Origin of the sequence: Pararhizobium mangrovi, assembly GCF_006516965.1 — a bacterium.
GTDB classification, from domain to species: Bacteria; Pseudomonadota; Alphaproteobacteria; order Rhizobiales; family Rhizobiaceae; genus Pararhizobium_B; species Pararhizobium_B mangrovi.
In genome coordinates this window covers 1-13,452 of record NZ_VHLH01000053.1, presented here as the reverse complement: position 1 = coordinate 13,452, position 13,452 = coordinate 1, and the positions used below count along the sequence as shown (strand labels likewise).

At 65.1% G+C, this 13,452-nt stretch carries 14 protein-coding genes and 1 tRNA gene; 9 read left to right on the top strand and 6 right to left on the bottom strand.

All coding sequences use genetic code 11. The features are described 5' to 3' along the window. Positions 1 to 293 precede the first annotated feature (293 nt). Positions 294 to 899, bottom strand: coding sequence for a recombination mediator RecR (gene recR / locus FJU11_RS17870; RefSeq protein ID WP_141168431.1), 606 nt, complete (start codon positions 897 to 899; stop codon positions 294 to 296). A gap of 132 nt (positions 900 to 1,031) precedes the next feature. Here recR and yihA point away from each other — a divergent pair, with 132 nt between their 5' ends. Beyond that, a complete protein-coding gene (gene yihA, locus FJU11_RS17865; protein ID WP_141168430.1) occupies positions 1,032 to 1,697 on the top strand; it encodes a ribosome biogenesis GTP-binding protein YihA/YsxC in 666 nt (221 codons plus the stop codon). A 31-nt stretch (positions 1,698 to 1,728) separates the two neighbouring features. On the opposite strand, the gene msrB is transcribed toward yihA, so the two are convergent. The 3 genes from msrB to FJU11_RS17850 form a co-directional block, all read right to left on the bottom strand. Further along, positions 1,729 to 2,220, bottom strand: coding sequence for a peptide-methionine (R)-S-oxide reductase MsrB (msrB, locus tag FJU11_RS17860; protein ID WP_141168429.1), 492 nt, complete (start codon positions 2,218 to 2,220; stop codon positions 1,729 to 1,731). 524 nt (positions 2,221 to 2,744) lie between these two features. Then, entirely contained in the window at positions 2,745 to 3,452 is a 708-nt protein-coding gene (locus tag FJU11_RS17855) for an anti-sigma factor (RefSeq protein WP_141168428.1), read from the bottom strand. Beyond that, entirely contained in the window at positions 3,449 to 4,000 is a 552-nt protein-coding gene (locus FJU11_RS17850) for a sigma-70 family RNA polymerase sigma factor (protein ID WP_141168433.1), read from the bottom strand. Before FJU11_RS17850 ends, FJU11_RS17855 begins: the two co-directional genes overlap by 4 nt. 128 nt (positions 4,001 to 4,128) lie before the next feature. Here FJU11_RS17850 and FJU11_RS17845 point away from each other — a divergent pair, with 128 nt between their 5' ends. From FJU11_RS17845 to FJU11_RS17835, 3 genes are all read left to right on the top strand, one after another. After that, positions 4,129 to 6,306: a DUF1217 domain-containing protein gene (locus tag FJU11_RS17845; protein ID WP_141168427.1), complete on the top strand. Its 2,178-nt coding sequence runs from the start codon at positions 4,129 to 4,131 to the stop codon at positions 6,304 to 6,306. Between the two features lie 91 nt (positions 6,307 to 6,397). Continuing rightward, complete coding sequence (gene argB, locus FJU11_RS17840; protein ID WP_407946743.1) at positions 6,398 to 7,279, top strand: acetylglutamate kinase; 882 nt, start codon at positions 6,398 to 6,400, stop codon at positions 7,277 to 7,279. Between the two features lie 68 nt (positions 7,280 to 7,347). Then, positions 7,348 to 8,076: a pyrimidine 5'-nucleotidase gene (locus FJU11_RS17835; RefSeq protein ID WP_141168425.1), complete on the top strand. Its 729-nt coding sequence runs from the start codon at positions 7,348 to 7,350 to the stop codon at positions 8,074 to 8,076. A 23-nt stretch (positions 8,077 to 8,099) separates the two neighbouring features. Here FJU11_RS17835 and FJU11_RS17830 read toward each other — a convergent pair whose 3' ends face one another. After that, positions 8,100 to 8,963, bottom strand: a complete 864-nt coding sequence (locus FJU11_RS17830; protein WP_141168424.1) for an LOG family protein — start codon at positions 8,961 to 8,963, stop codon at positions 8,100 to 8,102. Positions 8,964 to 9,218: 255 nt separating this feature from the next. On the opposite strand from FJU11_RS17830, the gene dapD reads away from it, so the two are divergent. From dapD to FJU11_RS17805, 5 genes are all read left to right on the top strand, one after another. Further along, the gene (gene dapD, locus FJU11_RS17825; protein ID WP_141168423.1) at positions 9,219 to 10,073 is read left to right on the top strand and encodes a 2,3,4,5-tetrahydropyridine-2,6-dicarboxylate N-succinyltransferase; all 855 of its coding nucleotides are present in this window, start codon (positions 9,219 to 9,221) and stop codon (positions 10,071 to 10,073) included. 184 nt (positions 10,074 to 10,257) lie between these two features. Continuing rightward, entirely contained in the window at positions 10,258 to 10,572 is a 315-nt protein-coding gene (locus FJU11_RS17820; protein WP_407946742.1) for an ArsR/SmtB family transcription factor, read from the top strand. Then, entirely contained in the window at positions 10,569 to 10,928 is a 360-nt protein-coding gene (locus FJU11_RS17815; protein ID WP_141168422.1) for an SRPBCC family protein, read from the top strand. Before FJU11_RS17820 ends, FJU11_RS17815 begins: the two co-directional genes overlap by 4 nt. Before the next feature lie 46 nt (positions 10,929 to 10,974). Further along, positions 10,975 to 11,592 (top strand): ATP-dependent Clp protease proteolytic subunit, encoded by a 618-nt coding sequence (locus tag FJU11_RS17810; protein WP_141168421.1) that lies wholly within the window; start codon positions 10,975 to 10,977, stop codon positions 11,590 to 11,592. A gap of 336 nt (positions 11,593 to 11,928) precedes the next feature. Continuing rightward, the gene (locus FJU11_RS17805) at positions 11,929 to 13,068 is read left to right on the top strand and encodes an FAD-dependent oxidoreductase (protein WP_141168420.1); all 1,140 of its coding nucleotides are present in this window, start codon (positions 11,929 to 11,931) and stop codon (positions 13,066 to 13,068) included. Positions 13,069 to 13,361: 293 nt separating this feature from the next. On the opposite strand, the gene FJU11_RS17800 is transcribed toward FJU11_RS17805, so the two are convergent. Next, positions 13,362 to 13,438, bottom strand: a tRNA-Met gene (locus FJU11_RS17800). Positions 13,439 to 13,452: the final 14 nt, after the last annotated feature.

Sequence of the window (13,452 nt, the reverse complement as noted above, 5' to 3'; positions counted from 1 at the left end):
GGAAACGCTCTGCCGACCCTGTTTGCGTCAGGACCGAGACGGATGGCGACGAGCGTACTGGTGGTACGGTCGAGCCATCCGTCGAAGCGTCCTGGCGCAAACAGGGTCGGCCCGAAGGGTTCGACCGTACCGCTCTCCCACTTTGTCGCGTGGAAAACCGGCACGATCGAACAGAGCGCTTCCGTATAAACCTGAAAGGCTCTGGAGACTCGATCATCCGGAGGAAACCGTGAAGCGTGAACCGAGGCGTCCCGCGTCCATACTGCCGTTTTCGAACGCGACGGATCTCCGCCTCAGAACGCCGTACGCGAGCGCAGCGCGGCGGAAAGCGTGCCGTCGTCGAGATAGTCGAGTTCGCCGCCGACCGGCACGCCGTGGGCGAGCCGCGTGACCTTCACGCCGAGATCGCCGACCTGGTCCATGATGTAGTGCGCCGTCGTCTGCCCCTCGACCGTCGCGTTCACCGCCACGATCAGCTCGTCGACGCCGCCCGCCTCGACACGGCCGACCAGCGAGCGGATGTTGAGTTCTTCCGGGCCGATCCCGTCGAGCGGCGAGAGCACCCCGCCGAGCACGTGATACATGGCGTTCGCGGCACCCGCGCGCTCCAGTGCCCAGAGGTCGGCGACGTCCTCGACGACGATGACGGTGGAAGCGTCGCGCCGCTCGTCGGCGCAGATCGAGCAGGGATCGCGCGTATCGACGTTGCCGCAGGTGGAGCAGACCTTCACCGCCGCGTGCGCCTCGGCCATCGCCTCGGCAAGCGGGCCGAGCAGCGCATCCTTCTTCTTGATGAGGTGCAGCGCCGCGCGGCGCGCGGAACGGGGGCCGAGGCCCGGCACGCGCGCCAGGAGCTGGATCAGGGTCTCGATTTGCGAACCGGTCGAGGATCTGGGCATGGCGCTCGTCCTAAAGCGTTTCATCCTCCGACGGAAGCGTGATCACCGACGCCGACGTTGACAGCCATCGTGCGATTGTCGAAACCAGACCGGGTTTTGAGGCGACATGCGCCGGAAGGACGCGAACGGGCGATGGACGCGACGACGACGGACGAGGGCGCCGAAGCAGGCGCGGCACTGTTCAACCGTCCATGGACCTTCCTGGCGACGGTCCCTTCGATGGAGACGCTGCCGCCGCAGGGGCCTCCGGAGATCGCCTTCGCCGGTCGCTCGAACGTCGGCAAGTCGTCGCTCATCAACGCGTTGCTCGGGCGCAAGGGCCTCGCCCGCACCTCGAACACGCCCGGGCGCACGCAGGCGCTGAACTTCTTCATTCCCGAAGAGTTCGCCGGCGGCGAGAAGGGCGAACCGCCGGTCGCCCTCGTCGACATGCCGGGCTATGGCTACGCCCAGGCCCCCAAGGAAAAGGTCGAGGCCTGGACCCGGCTCGTCTTCGACTATCTGCGTGGCCGCGCGACGCTCAAGCGCGTCTTCGTGCTGATCGACGCGCGCCACGGCGTCAAGGCGAACGACCGGGCGGTGTTCGACCTGCTCGATCGGGCGGCCGTTTCCTACCAGCTCGTGCTGACGAAGACCGACAAGATCAAGTCTGCCGGCGTCGCCCGCATGGTCGAGGAGACGGGTGCCGCGACGGCGAAGCATCCCGCCGCCTTTCCACAGGTGCTCGCGACCTCGTCGGAAAAGGCCACCGGCCTCGACGCGCTGCGCGCCGCAGCCGGTTTCGCCGTTACCGGCTGAAGCGGGCTGCCGTTCCCGCCGCGTCGAACGCTCAGGCGCTCGCCTTGGGCTTGAAATTCAGGGCGACACCGTCGATGCAGTGACGCTTGCCGGTCGGTTTCGGACCGTCGTCGAAGATGTGCCCGAGATGGCCGCCGCAGCGCGCGCAATGCACTTCGGTGCGTTCGGCGAAGAGCTTGTGGTCGGACTTGGTCCCCACCCCGCCGTTCATCGCCTGATAGAAGCTCGGCCAGCCGGTGCCGCTGTCGAACTTGGTCTTGGAGGAATAGACCGCGTTGTCGCATCCGGCGCAATGGAAGATGCCGGTGCGCGCTTCGTGCAGAAGATCGCTCGAAAACGGCGCTTCGGTGCCCTCTTCGCGCAGCACGCGGAATTGCTCCGGCGTCAGCTTCTTGCGCCACTCGGCGGTCGAAAGCTGGTAGGGAAACTTCTGATCGGCCGCCCGCGCGCCACCGCGCACGAAAAACGACCCGCCGATCGCAGCTATGGCCGCACCGGAAAGAAAGGTTCTTCGATCGAGCATCGCCGTCGTCTCCTCTTGGGCGTTTCGCGCATCGCCTGATCGTCCGACGCGCTTATGAAATCGGTTCGGCAAGGCGCCATCGGCAGCGGAGCCCGTCCCGTGCGGCTCCCGTGCCGGCGCACCGGTTACGACCCTGCGATATAAGCCTCCGGCGGCATTCGTCATCCTTGATGGCGGTCACGCCTGCGTGTGGCGCTTTTCGTTCTCGCCACCGGAGTTGGCCTTCGCCTTCGAGCGCATCGTTTCCGATGGACGGCCGTGCCCGCCTTTTTCCGGTGCCCCCCGTGTCCCGCGTCGTACAGTCGGAGTGTGCAAGGGTCGCACGACGCGGGACAGGATGCACCGGGCGAAGGACGGCGCGAAACGCCGTCCGCTCGGGGAAGCGGAACCGGGCCGTGCGGGCCGTCGGACGACTCGCCCGCTTCCGAAAGGAAGGACGAAGGCCGCGTCGTGAAAGTTTCAGGAAAAGGCGCTTTATCGCAGGAAGAAAATGCAGGTTCGCCGACCCCTGGCCGACACGCCCGTCAGAGCGATTGCGCCGGGCCCGAGGCGACCACCGGTCCGCTCGGCGCGCCGGTCGTCGAGCCGCCTTTCGGCTCCAGGCTGACGGCGAGCGTGGAACCGGCCTTGAGGTGGCTTCGCATCTCTTCGGGCACGACCACCTCTCCCTCGCCGTTTTCGGGAAGCACACCGAGGGAGACCGGCGGCTCCTGGCCGTTGAACATCCACAGTTCGAGCGATTTCGGCTCCTGCGCACCGGCCGCCACCGGCTGAAGCGTCAGCTGGCCGCTGCCCGAACGGTAATGGGCGACGAGATCGATGGGACTCTGGTCGGCATCGAGATGCGCGACGAGCGGCATGCCTTCGGGTGCCGTGCGAGACAGACCGACGAGCGCGACCGAAAGACCGACGACGGCGACGAGGAGCACGGCCGTCGCACCGCGCCACATGGCGAGCGAACGCAGCCACGACCCGCGCCTCTCGCGGGTTTCGCCGAAGAGACGCCGCTCGATCCCGGCATAGCCGTGGCGCGGCGGCTCGGCCACTTCGTACGCGTCGTTGAACCCGGAAAGATCGTTTTCCCAGCGCTCGACGAGCGCCGCGAAGGCCGGCTCCCGCGCGATGCGCGCCTCGGCGATGCGGCGTGCGTCGAGGGGCAGCGTGCCGAGCACGTATTCGCCCGCCACCACCCGGTCGTCGCTTCCACCGTTCGCCGCTTCTTCGCTCGTCATCGCTCCAGGCACTCTCTCAGGCGGATCAGGCTGCGTCTCAGCCATGTCCGCATCGTATTCAACGGCACGCCGTAGCGCTCGGCCAGTTCCTGGTAGCTCAGCCCCTCGACATACGCCCCCTTGACCGCCCGGGCGCGCTCGGCGTCCAGCTCTTCCATGCAGGCGTCGATCTGTCGCCCTTCGCTCGAAAGCACGGCGACGTGTTCCGGGTCCGGCGCCTCGTCGGCCAGGTCGTAGGCCTCGTCGATGTCGGACGCAGAGGGGCGACGGGCCCTTACCGCGTCGATTGCATGGTTGCGAGCCACCGCCGCCAGCCATGCGGCGGCACTCGCCTGTCCCGGCGCGAAGCGGTCCGCGCGCTGCCAGATCTTCACGAAGACCTCCTGCAGCGCCTCTTCGGCTTCGGTCCGGTTCCTGAGGATACGCAGGCAAATCCCGAAAAGTTTCGGTGCGTTCTCCGTGTAGAGTTTGGAGAAGGCGGAGCGATCCTTGAGCGCGACGCGCGCGATCATGTCGCCAGTCTGTTCGTCAGCCCCCGCGCGGCCCATATCGTTCGTCCCCGACCACCGCTTGCGCGATCCCTGCCTGTCATCCCGCCCATCATCGTCGCCAAACGTTAAGCTTCGCGCAACCGGGCCCGTGGACAATAGCGTATCGCCAGCAACCGGCCGGTTCAATGGTTTCTACCCTCGCGCGTTATACGCTCGTCAACAGCGATCTCACCGCCAATCTGAGGCGCACCGCACGCGAGCCGATCGTCGCCGCCGACACGAGCTATTATCGGGAGAACATCGGCTCGGTTCATTCGGTCGACGATTTCGTCGATGACTACCGCCTGTTCTCCTACGCCATGAAGGCCTACGGGCTGGAGGACATGACCTACGCCAAGGCCTTCATGAAGAAGGTCCTGACGAGCGATCTTTCCGACAAGGACAGCTTCGCCAACAAGCTCGCCGATCCGCGCTACACCGACTTCGCCGCCGCCTTCCGCTTTTCCTCCGACGGCACCGTCTCGAACGGTTCGTTCGACGGCCAGACGGACGCGCAGGAGGACGACACGATCGGTCTCTACTCGCAAAAGGCGCAGGATGGTCTCACGAGCGTCGATACGCAGACGGCGTATTACCGAAAGACGATCGGTTCGGTGACCTCCGTCGACGATCTCCTCGGCAATTCGCAGCTCGTCACCTACGCGCTCCAGGCCAACGACATCGACCCGAAATACGCCTCGCTCGCCGACGTGCGAAAGGCGCTGACGAGCGACCTTTCCGATCCCGGCAGCTTCGCCAACACCGCCGGCGGCGCACTGCTCGACATCGCCAAGGACTACAACTTCGCCGCCGACGGAACCGTGAAGGATGGCGAGCCGGTGCAGACCGACGACCAGATCCTCAGCGTGACGGCCGATTACGGCTTCCTGCAATCGGCCTACACCACGCCGAAGATGGCCGCCGACAACACCGATAACTTCACGAAGGGGATCGCTTCGGTGCATTCCGTCGACGATCTCATGGGCGACAGCCAGCTCCTGTCCTACGTCCTGACGGCGTTCGGCTTCGGCGGATACACCTCGGAACCCGACGCCGTGCGCGAGGCGCTGACGAGCGATCCGGACGACCCGACGAGCTTCGCCAATACAACCGAGCTCGAGGGCAACTACGCCGAACTCGCCGAATTCTTCGATTTCGACGCCGAAGGGAACGTGCCGGAGGGCAAGAGTGCCCTTTCCGCGGACAATCTCGACCTCGTGACGAAGAGCTACACGAACGCCTATGACGACGCGTTCAAAGCTCATACCGATACGGAAACGGCCTATTACAGGAAGGCGTCGGCGAACGTGACGTCCGTCGACGACCTCATGTCAGACGACCGCCTGACCGACTACGTGCTGCAGGCATACGGCTTCGATCCGGAGACGGCCGACCTCGCCAAGGTGAAGACGGCGCTGACCGACGGTGGCGCGAAGCTCGGTCCCGGGCACGATGCGCGCTACGACGCGCTTGCAGCCGCCTTCAACTTCTCCCCGGCCGGCGACGCGGCACCCCCGGATGTCGCGCAATCCAACGCGAACCGGAAGAACACCGAAACCGCCTACGCCACGGCGGCGAAGAAGGCCGGCACCGACAACGGCACGATCGAGGCGGAAACGCGCTATTACGACGATACCATCGGCACCGTCACCTCGCTCGACGCGTTCCTCGACGACGACCGGCTCGTTTCCTATGCGCTCAAGGCCGGCGGCATCGATCCCGATTCGGTCGACCGCGATCAGTTGCTAAAGACGCTGACCAGCGATTTCGACGATCCCGACAGCTACGCCAACGCCACCGCCGACCGCGCGTTGCGCGAGGTCGCCGCCAGCTTCAACTTCACCGCCGACGGCGAGGTGGGCACCGGCGTAACCGGCACGGCCCAGTCGCGCGCGAACACCGTGCGCACCAGCGACCTCTACGTTCGCGAGACGATGGAAGGCGAGGAAGGCGATGACGACACCGGCGTGCGGCTCGCACTCTATTTCGAGCGCAAGGCGCCGGAAATCACCTCCGCCTACGACATCCTGGCCGATTCCGCGCTCCTGAAGGTGACCCAGACCGCACTCGGCCTGTCTTCGGCGACGGGCCAAGCGGACATCGACGTCCAGGCGAACTACATCTCCGATCGCCTCGACATCGACGGGTTGCAGGATCCCGACACGCTTTCCGACTTCCTGTCCCAGTTCTCCGCCATGTACGACCTCGACAACGGCACGGGTTCCGGAACGTCGAGCGCGCTGACGCTGATCACCGGGTCGAGCGCGTCGAGCGGCATCAGCGGCGACCTCCTGCTCGATATCGCTTCGCTTCGATCCGGATAGAGCGCTCGGATCGGCATGCCGGTGCATTGTCGCCCGCGCGCATTCTCGCTAAGAACGCCGGACGGTTTCGAGAGGGCACGCAATGAGCGACATGACCGAAAGTTCGACACAGGCGGATCTGCTCTCGCGCGCGCTTCCCTACATGCAGCGTTACGAAAATCGGACGATCGTCGTCAAATACGGTGGCCATGCCATGGGCGACGCCGAACTCGGCCGCGCCTTCGCGCGCGACGTCGCACTCCTGAAGCAGTCCGGCGTCAATCCGATCGTCGTCCATGGCGGCGGACCGCAGATCGCCCGCATGCTTTCGCGCATGGGCATCGAATCGCGCTTCGAGGCGGGTCTGCGCGTCACCGACGAAAAGACGGTCGAGATCGTCGAAATGGTGCTTGCGGGCTCCATCAACAAGGAAATCGTCGCCATGATCAACGCCGAGGGCGAGTGGGCGATCGGTCTGTGCGGCAAGGACGGAAACATGGTCTTCGCCGAGAAGGCGAAGAAGACCGTGATCGATCCCGACTCCAACATCGAGCGCGTGCTCGACCTCGGCTTCGTCGGCCGCATCACCGAGGTCGACCGGACGCTGCTCGACCTCCTCGCCAAGTCCGAGATGATCCCCGTCATCGCGCCGGTGGCACCGGGACGCGACGGCCACACCTACAACATCAACGCCGACACCTTCGCCGGTGCCGTCGCCGGCGCGCTCAACGCCACCCGCCTCCTCTTCCTGACCGACGTTCCCGGCGTCCTCGACGGCGATGGCGAGCTCATCAAGGAGCTTTCCGTGCCCGAGGCGAAACGCCTGATCGAGGAGGGCGTGATCGCCGGCGGCATGATCCCGAAGGTGCAGACCTGCATCGAGGCGATCGAGGCCGGCGTCGAGGGCGTCGTCATCCTCAACGGCAAGACCGCCCATGCCGTGCTCCTCGAAATCTTCACCGAGCACGGCGCCGGCACGCTCATCGTTCCGTGAACGCCTGCAACCTTCAGGCGCGCCCGCGGGGCCTTTCGCTTCGGCGCATTTCTTCGTAGAGCGGCACCATGAACCAAAAGCCCGACACGCCGAATCGCGCCGATTTCGCCCACGTCACCGACTGGGTCTTCGATCTCGACAACACGCTCTATCCGCGCCGCACGAACCTCTTCGCGCAGATCGACCGCAACATGACGGCCTATGTCGCCGAACTCCTGTCGCTGCCCGAAGACGAGGCGCGCGCCATGCAGAAGCGCTACTACCGCGAGCACGGCACGACGCTCGCCGGCCTCATGCATCATCACGGGATCGATTCGAACGCCTTCCTCGAACGTGTCCACGACATCGACTATTCGCACGTCGAGCCGGACCCCGCCCTTGGGCGCGCCATCGCAGCCCTGCCCGGCCGCAAGTTCATCTTCACGAACGGCGACACCCGCCACGCACGCCGCACGGCCGAAGCGCTCGGCGTGCTCGACCATTTCGACGACATCTTCGACATCGTTGCCGCCGACCTCGTGCCGAAGCCCGCCGGCGAGACCTACGACAAGTTCCTGGGCCTCAACCGCATCGACGCGGCGAACGCCGCCATGTTCGAGGACCTGCCGCGCAACCTGACGGTGCCGAAATCGCTCGGCATGCGCACGGTGCTCGTCGTTCCCTCCAACATGAAGGAAGCCGTCGGCGAAAGCTGGGAACACGAACGCACGCACGACGAGGCGATCGACTACGTTACCGACGACCTCGCGGGCTTCCTCGTCGCACTCGGCCCGCAGATCGCCCGCGCGACCGGCTAGGCCGGCCCGGAGCCTTTCGAGCGTCATGCGGAAGCGCCTTGCCGCTCCAGTCCGTAACGCTCCGCAACGATCGCCCACGCCTCTTCAGCGGTCTCCACGAAGGACAGAAGGTCCGTATCGCCGGGCGCGATGGTGCCGAACTCGGCGAGCGCGTCGAAATCGACGATCCGGTTCCAGAATTCCTGGCCGAAAAGGATGACCGGCACGCGCTCCATGCGCTTCGTCTGGATCAGCGTCAGCGTCTCGAACAGCTCGTCCATCGTGCCGAAGCCGCCGGGGAAGATCGCGAACGCCTTCGCCCGCATGAGGAAGTGCATCTTGCGGATCGCGAAATAGTGGAAGTTGAAGGAAAGCTCCGGCGTCACGTAGTCGTTCGGATCCTGCTCGTGCGGCAGCACGACGTTGAAGCCGATCGAGGGCGCCCCGACATCGGCAGCACCCCGGTTGCCGGCTTCCATGACGCCCGGTCCGCCGCCGGTCGCCACCACGTATTCCTTGCATTCCTCCCGCATGGCCTCGCGTGAGCAGATCCGCGCGAAGGCGCGCGCTTCGTCGTAGTAGCACGAAGCGTCGGCGAGGTTCTTGCGCTGCGTCTCGTTGCACGCCGCCCAGGGATCCCTGCCGGGCTCGGGAATGCGCGCGCCGCCGAAGAGCACCACCGTCGAGCGGATGTCGGCTTCCGTCAGCGCCATCTGCGCCTTCAGGAGTTCGAGCTGCAGGCGCACCGGCCGCAACTCCTCGCGGCACATGAAGTCCTCGTCCGTATAGGCGAGGCGATAGGCGGGGTTGTCGCTCTGCGGCTTGGTGGTGACGCGCTTGGCGCGGTTGCGGTCCTCGCTGCTGTCGGCGAGCGGGTTCCAGCTGTTGTCCGTGCGGCGAGCCGCCATCGTGTTTCCTTTCCCTCGGGCGCTGCGGCCGGCAGCGTCTCGCCACCCATGCGCCTATTATCCTACGCAGTTCGTGTTTCGGACGCGCTGACGAAGCGCGTCGGAAGGTTCGCCGCCCTCGTCTCATGACACGAGAGCCTTGCCTGTGATTGACCCTTTCCGCCGGCTACCCTAGGAAACGCCCGGTCACAAGAAGTGCGGTCGTCGCATGTGGGGCCCGCATCCGGTCTTTTCATCGCCTTTCAGGAAAATGTCATGAGCGCACAGGATCTCGCCAGCCTCGAACGGGAAATCGAAGCCGCCTTCGACGATCGCGATTCCGTCGGAACGGAGACGGCCGGTCCGGTGCGCGAGGCGGTCGATACCGCGCTCGACCTCCTCGACCGCGGCGAGGTCCGCGTCGCCGAACGCGGTGCCGACGGCCGGTGGACGGTCAACCAGTGGCTGAAGAAGGCCGTCCTCCTGTCCTTCCGGCTGAACGGCATGGAGATCATGGAGGGCGGACCGGGCGGTGCGACCTGGTGGGACAAGGTGCCTTCCAAGTTCGCCGGATGGGATGCCGCCCGCTTCACCGAAGCCGGCTTTCGCGCGGTCCCGGGCGCGATCGTGCGCCGCTCGGCCCATATCGGCAAAAGCGTCGTGCTGATGCCCTCCTTCGTCAATCTTGGCGCCTATGTCGACGAGGGCACGATGGTCGACACCTGGGCGACCGTCGGCTCCTGCGCGCAGATCGGCAAGGGCGTGCATCTTTCCGGCGGCGTCGGCATCGGCGGCGTCCTCGAGCCGCTGCAGGCCGGCCCGACGATCATCGAGGACAATTGCTTCATCGGCGCGCGCTCGGAAGTCGTCGAAGGCTGCATCGTGCGCGAAGGCGCCGTCCTCGGCATGGGTGTCTATATCGGCCAGTCCACCAAGATCGTCGACCGGGCGACCGGCGAAATCTTCCAGGGCGAAGTCCCGCCCTACTCCGTCGTCGTCTCCGGCTCGATGCCCGGCAAGCCGGTCGACGGCCAGAACTGGTCCCCGAACCTCTACTGCGCCGTCATCGTCAAGCGCGTCGACGAACGCACCCGCTCCAAGGTCGGCGTCAACGAGCTTCTGCGGACGTAGGACGGGCAACGGGTTTTGGAGCGGTCCGGGCGTTTCGCTCGGATCGACGGCTTACCGGTTTCAAAAAAGCGTCCGGTTTGGGCGAGGACGCGGCATATCCGTTTTCGACCATGATCGCGGCGAAGGATACTTCGTTACCCGGAAGGCGCTTGCAAGACGAATAAGTCTGTGCTTATTTCTTGGTATGAACCAGGACGACATCTTCCGTGCGCTCGGCGATCCGACCCGGCGCGCCATCTTCGAAAAGCTTGCCGAGGGCGCGATGAACGCGACTACCCTGCGGGAGGGTTTCGCGATCAGCCAGCCGGCCATGTCGCAGCATCTTACGGTGTTGCGTGAGGCCGGATTGGTCCGGGATCAACGGCAGGGGCGCTTCGTCCATTACGAAGTCGATCCGGACGGGCTGACCTGCATTGCGCAGTGGCTCGCCAGATACCGGGCGTACTGGCCCGCGCGGATCAACGCGCTGGAAGGCCTGTTGAAGGATATGGACCAATGATCGACACGCCGACCGGTAAGCAGACGCCGATGCTGCGGCTCCGCTTCGACCTCGACGCCGCTCCTGCCAAGGTTTGGCGGGCTGTACGCACGCCCACGCTGCGGGAAGTCTGGTTGCCGGCGGGCGACCTTGCTGATCCCGAACCGGTCTCGGAGACGATCGGGCGGGAAGTTCGCTATCGCATGCGCGAAAGCGTGCCGCCTCATCTCGAAAGCGCCGTCACGTTTCGGATCGAACCGAACGACACCGGCGGAACCGTCCTGCGGGTCATCCACGAACTGACGGATGCGCGTCGTGAACCCGTGATCGTCGCACCGGCAAACAGCAACGGTTCGCCGCGCATGCTGGCCGCCTGAACCGCCGATCGCTCCCCCAAAACTCAACCGGAATCGGAGTTCGCCCATGCGCGAAGCGATGCAACTCGTCCCTATGGTGGTCGAACAGTCCAGCCGCGGAGAACGCTCGTTCGACATCTACTCGCGGCTTTTGCGAGAGCGGATCATCTTCCTGAACGGGGAGGTCAACGACACCGTCTCGGCCCTCGTGTGCGCCCAGATTCTCTATCTCGAAGCCGAGAACCCGAGAAAGCCGATCCATCTCTATATCAATTCACCCGGCGGCGTGGTCACGAGCGGCATGGCGATGTACGATACCATGCAGTTCGTACGCCCGGATATCCATACGATCTGCATGGGAACGGCGCGCTCGATGGGCTCCTTCCTGCTGATGGCCGGCGCACCGGGCTGTCGAACCGCGCTTCCCAATTCGAGCCTCCACGTTCACCAGCCGCTCGGCGGCTTCCAGGGACAGGCGTCGGATGTCTTCATCCACGCCGAAGAGATGCAGAAGGTGAAGCGGCGCATGATCGAGCTTTACGCACATCATTGCGGCCGCAGCCGCGAGGAGGTGGAACGAACGCTCGATCGGGACAAGTTCATGACCGCGCACGAGGCCGTCGAATGGGGACTGATCGATTTCATCACCGCATCGCGCGCTGATACGCCGAGCGAAATGCACTGAGTGCCGTCGGCAGGATGGAGCGAAGAGGAAAAGCTTCGGCATTCGATGCCGAATGAACCGGGTGGCTCGCTCCGCTGGCTGTTACCGCCTCACGTGCCGAACGGCGGCGAATGGTTCGTTTCTTCCCGCGATCCGTCATGAGGCGCCGCGTTTGCCAGGCGCGCCCAGCTTGCCTAGTATCTGCGGGGCGCGAAAAACGGCTCCCGGGTGGTGGCGGCTGGCTTGCCTTCCCACCCAGTCGCATACACGTCGATCGTTCATCGGAACGGTCGGCCAGCGTCTCCCGATCGAACCCGCCGGCATCGAACGATGCCGCGCGAGCAGTGGAGCGCCCATATGCAGACTGTTCCCACCATCGCCATCATCGGAGCCGGGCTCGGTGGTTTGACCCTTGCCCGCACGCTGCATCTGAACGGGATCGGCGCGACGATCTACGAGGCCGAACCGTCCCCCGCCGTCCGATCGCAGGGTGGCCTGCTCGATATCCACGCGCATACCGGTCAACCGGCGCTGAAGGCAGCGGGTCTTTACGACGAATTCCTGCACCTCGTTCGACCCGGCGAGGACGCCAAGCGGATCATGGACCGGGACGCGACGATCCTTTTTGAAAAGAAGGGCGATCCGCGAACCGCAAGCCCGGAGGTCGATCGCGGAGCGCTTCGCACGATGCTGATCGGTTCCCTTCCGCCGACCACGATCCAGTGGGGGTGCAAGGTCGCTTCGGTAGAGACGCTGGACAGCCGGCAGCATGCAATCATCTTCGCCGACGATAGCCGGATTACGGCGGACCTGATTGTCGGCGCGGATGGCGCATGGTCGAAGGTTCGCCCCGCGCTTTCCCCGTCGAAGCCAATCTATTCGGGCACCTGCTTCATCGAGATCGCACTGCCGGGCGACGAACGGGATACGGACGTCCTCGGAGCGATCGGCACGGGAACGCTGATGGCGCTCGCGCCCGGCAAGGGTATCATCGCCCATTGCAATTTCGATGGCAGCGTCTCCGGCTATGTCGCATTAAACCGGTCGGAAGCATGGGTGCGGTCGATCGATTTCGCCGATCGTCGCGCCGGACTGGCCTTCGTCGCCGAGCAGTTCGCCGATTGGGCACCGCAGCTTACCCGCGTCATCACAAGCAGCACCGCAAATCCGGTGATCCGGCCGATCTACGCGCTGCCGGTCGACCATCATTGGCCCGGGATGCCGGGCATCACCCTGCTCGGCGATGCGGCCCATCTCATGTCGCCCTTCGCCGGCGAGGGTGCCAATCTGGCGATGGTCGACGGGGTGGAACTGGCCCGAGAGATCGCTCGTCTTCCGTGGAATATGGAAGCGGCGTTGAAGGCATACGAGAGCGCGCTGTTCTCACGAAGTGCTGCCGTCGCCCGAACATCCGCTTCGAACCTGAAGCGTTTCTTCGGCGACACCGCTCCCCGCAGCGTCGCCGACCTCTTCGAACATCGCACGCCTGCCGCATGAAGACGACTATTGCCGCCTGCTGACCCGACCTTGACGTCCGGCAGAGGACGGATGCGGCCGAGGCCGCCGGCCAGTTTGTTACCGGCCATCATTTCCAAGCTGTTCGCCGCGTTTGCCGCGTTGGTTCTGGTCAGCGGCGGTAGACGGGAGCTGACCGTTCATTGGATGCTTGCCGACGGCTGGTCCTGCTTTACCGGGGATCGACGACGGCCCGAGGCGACCGGCTGCGCTACGGATCCATTGGCCATGGACGCAAGAAAGCCCCGCAGCGATTTGCTACGGGGCTTTATGTTTGGTTGCGGGGAGAGGATTTGAACCTCTGACCTTCAGGTTATGAGCCTGACGAGCTACCGGGCTGCTCCACCCCGCGTTATTATCGAGCGA

Bases quoted from the DNA above. Each gene is read 5' to 3' on its own strand.
- recR (WP_141168431.1), bottom strand. From the start codon at position 899: ATGCCCAGATCCTCGACCGGTTCGCAAATCGAGACCCTGATCCAGCTC.
- FJU11_RS17830 (WP_141168424.1), bottom strand. From the start codon at position 8,963: ATGGCGGCTCGCCGCACGGACAACAGCTGGAACCCGCTCGCCGACAGC.
- yihA (WP_141168430.1), top strand. From the start codon at position 1,032: ATGGACGCGACGACGACGGACGAGGGCGCCGAAGCAGGCGCGGCACTG.
- FJU11_RS17855 (WP_141168428.1), bottom strand. From the start codon at position 3,452: ATGACGAGCGAAGAAGCGGCGAACGGTGGAAGCGACGACCGGGTGGTG.
- argB (WP_407946743.1), top strand. From the start codon at position 6,398: ATGACCGAAAGTTCGACACAGGCGGATCTGCTCTCGCGCGCGCTTCCC.
- FJU11_RS17805 (WP_141168420.1), top strand. From the start codon at position 11,929: ATGCAGACTGTTCCCACCATCGCCATCATCGGAGCCGGGCTCGGTGGT.
- FJU11_RS17845 (WP_141168427.1), top strand. From the start codon at position 4,129: ATGGTTTCTACCCTCGCGCGTTATACGCTCGTCAACAGCGATCTCACC.
- FJU11_RS17850 (WP_141168433.1), bottom strand. From the start codon at position 4,000: ATGGGCCGCGCGGGGGCTGACGAACAGACTGGCGACATGATCGCGCGC.
- FJU11_RS17810 (WP_141168421.1), top strand. From the start codon at position 10,975: ATGCGCGAAGCGATGCAACTCGTCCCTATGGTGGTCGAACAGTCCAGC.
- FJU11_RS17815 (WP_141168422.1), top strand. From the start codon at position 10,569: ATGATCGACACGCCGACCGGTAAGCAGACGCCGATGCTGCGGCTCCGC.
- dapD (WP_141168423.1), top strand. From the start codon at position 9,219: ATGAGCGCACAGGATCTCGCCAGCCTCGAACGGGAAATCGAAGCCGCC.
- msrB (WP_141168429.1), bottom strand. From the start codon at position 2,220: ATGCTCGATCGAAGAACCTTTCTTTCCGGTGCGGCCATAGCTGCGATC.
- FJU11_RS17835 (WP_141168425.1), top strand. From the start codon at position 7,348: ATGAACCAAAAGCCCGACACGCCGAATCGCGCCGATTTCGCCCACGTC.
- FJU11_RS17820 (WP_407946742.1), top strand. From the start codon at position 10,258: ATGAACCAGGACGACATCTTCCGTGCGCTCGGCGATCCGACCCGGCGC.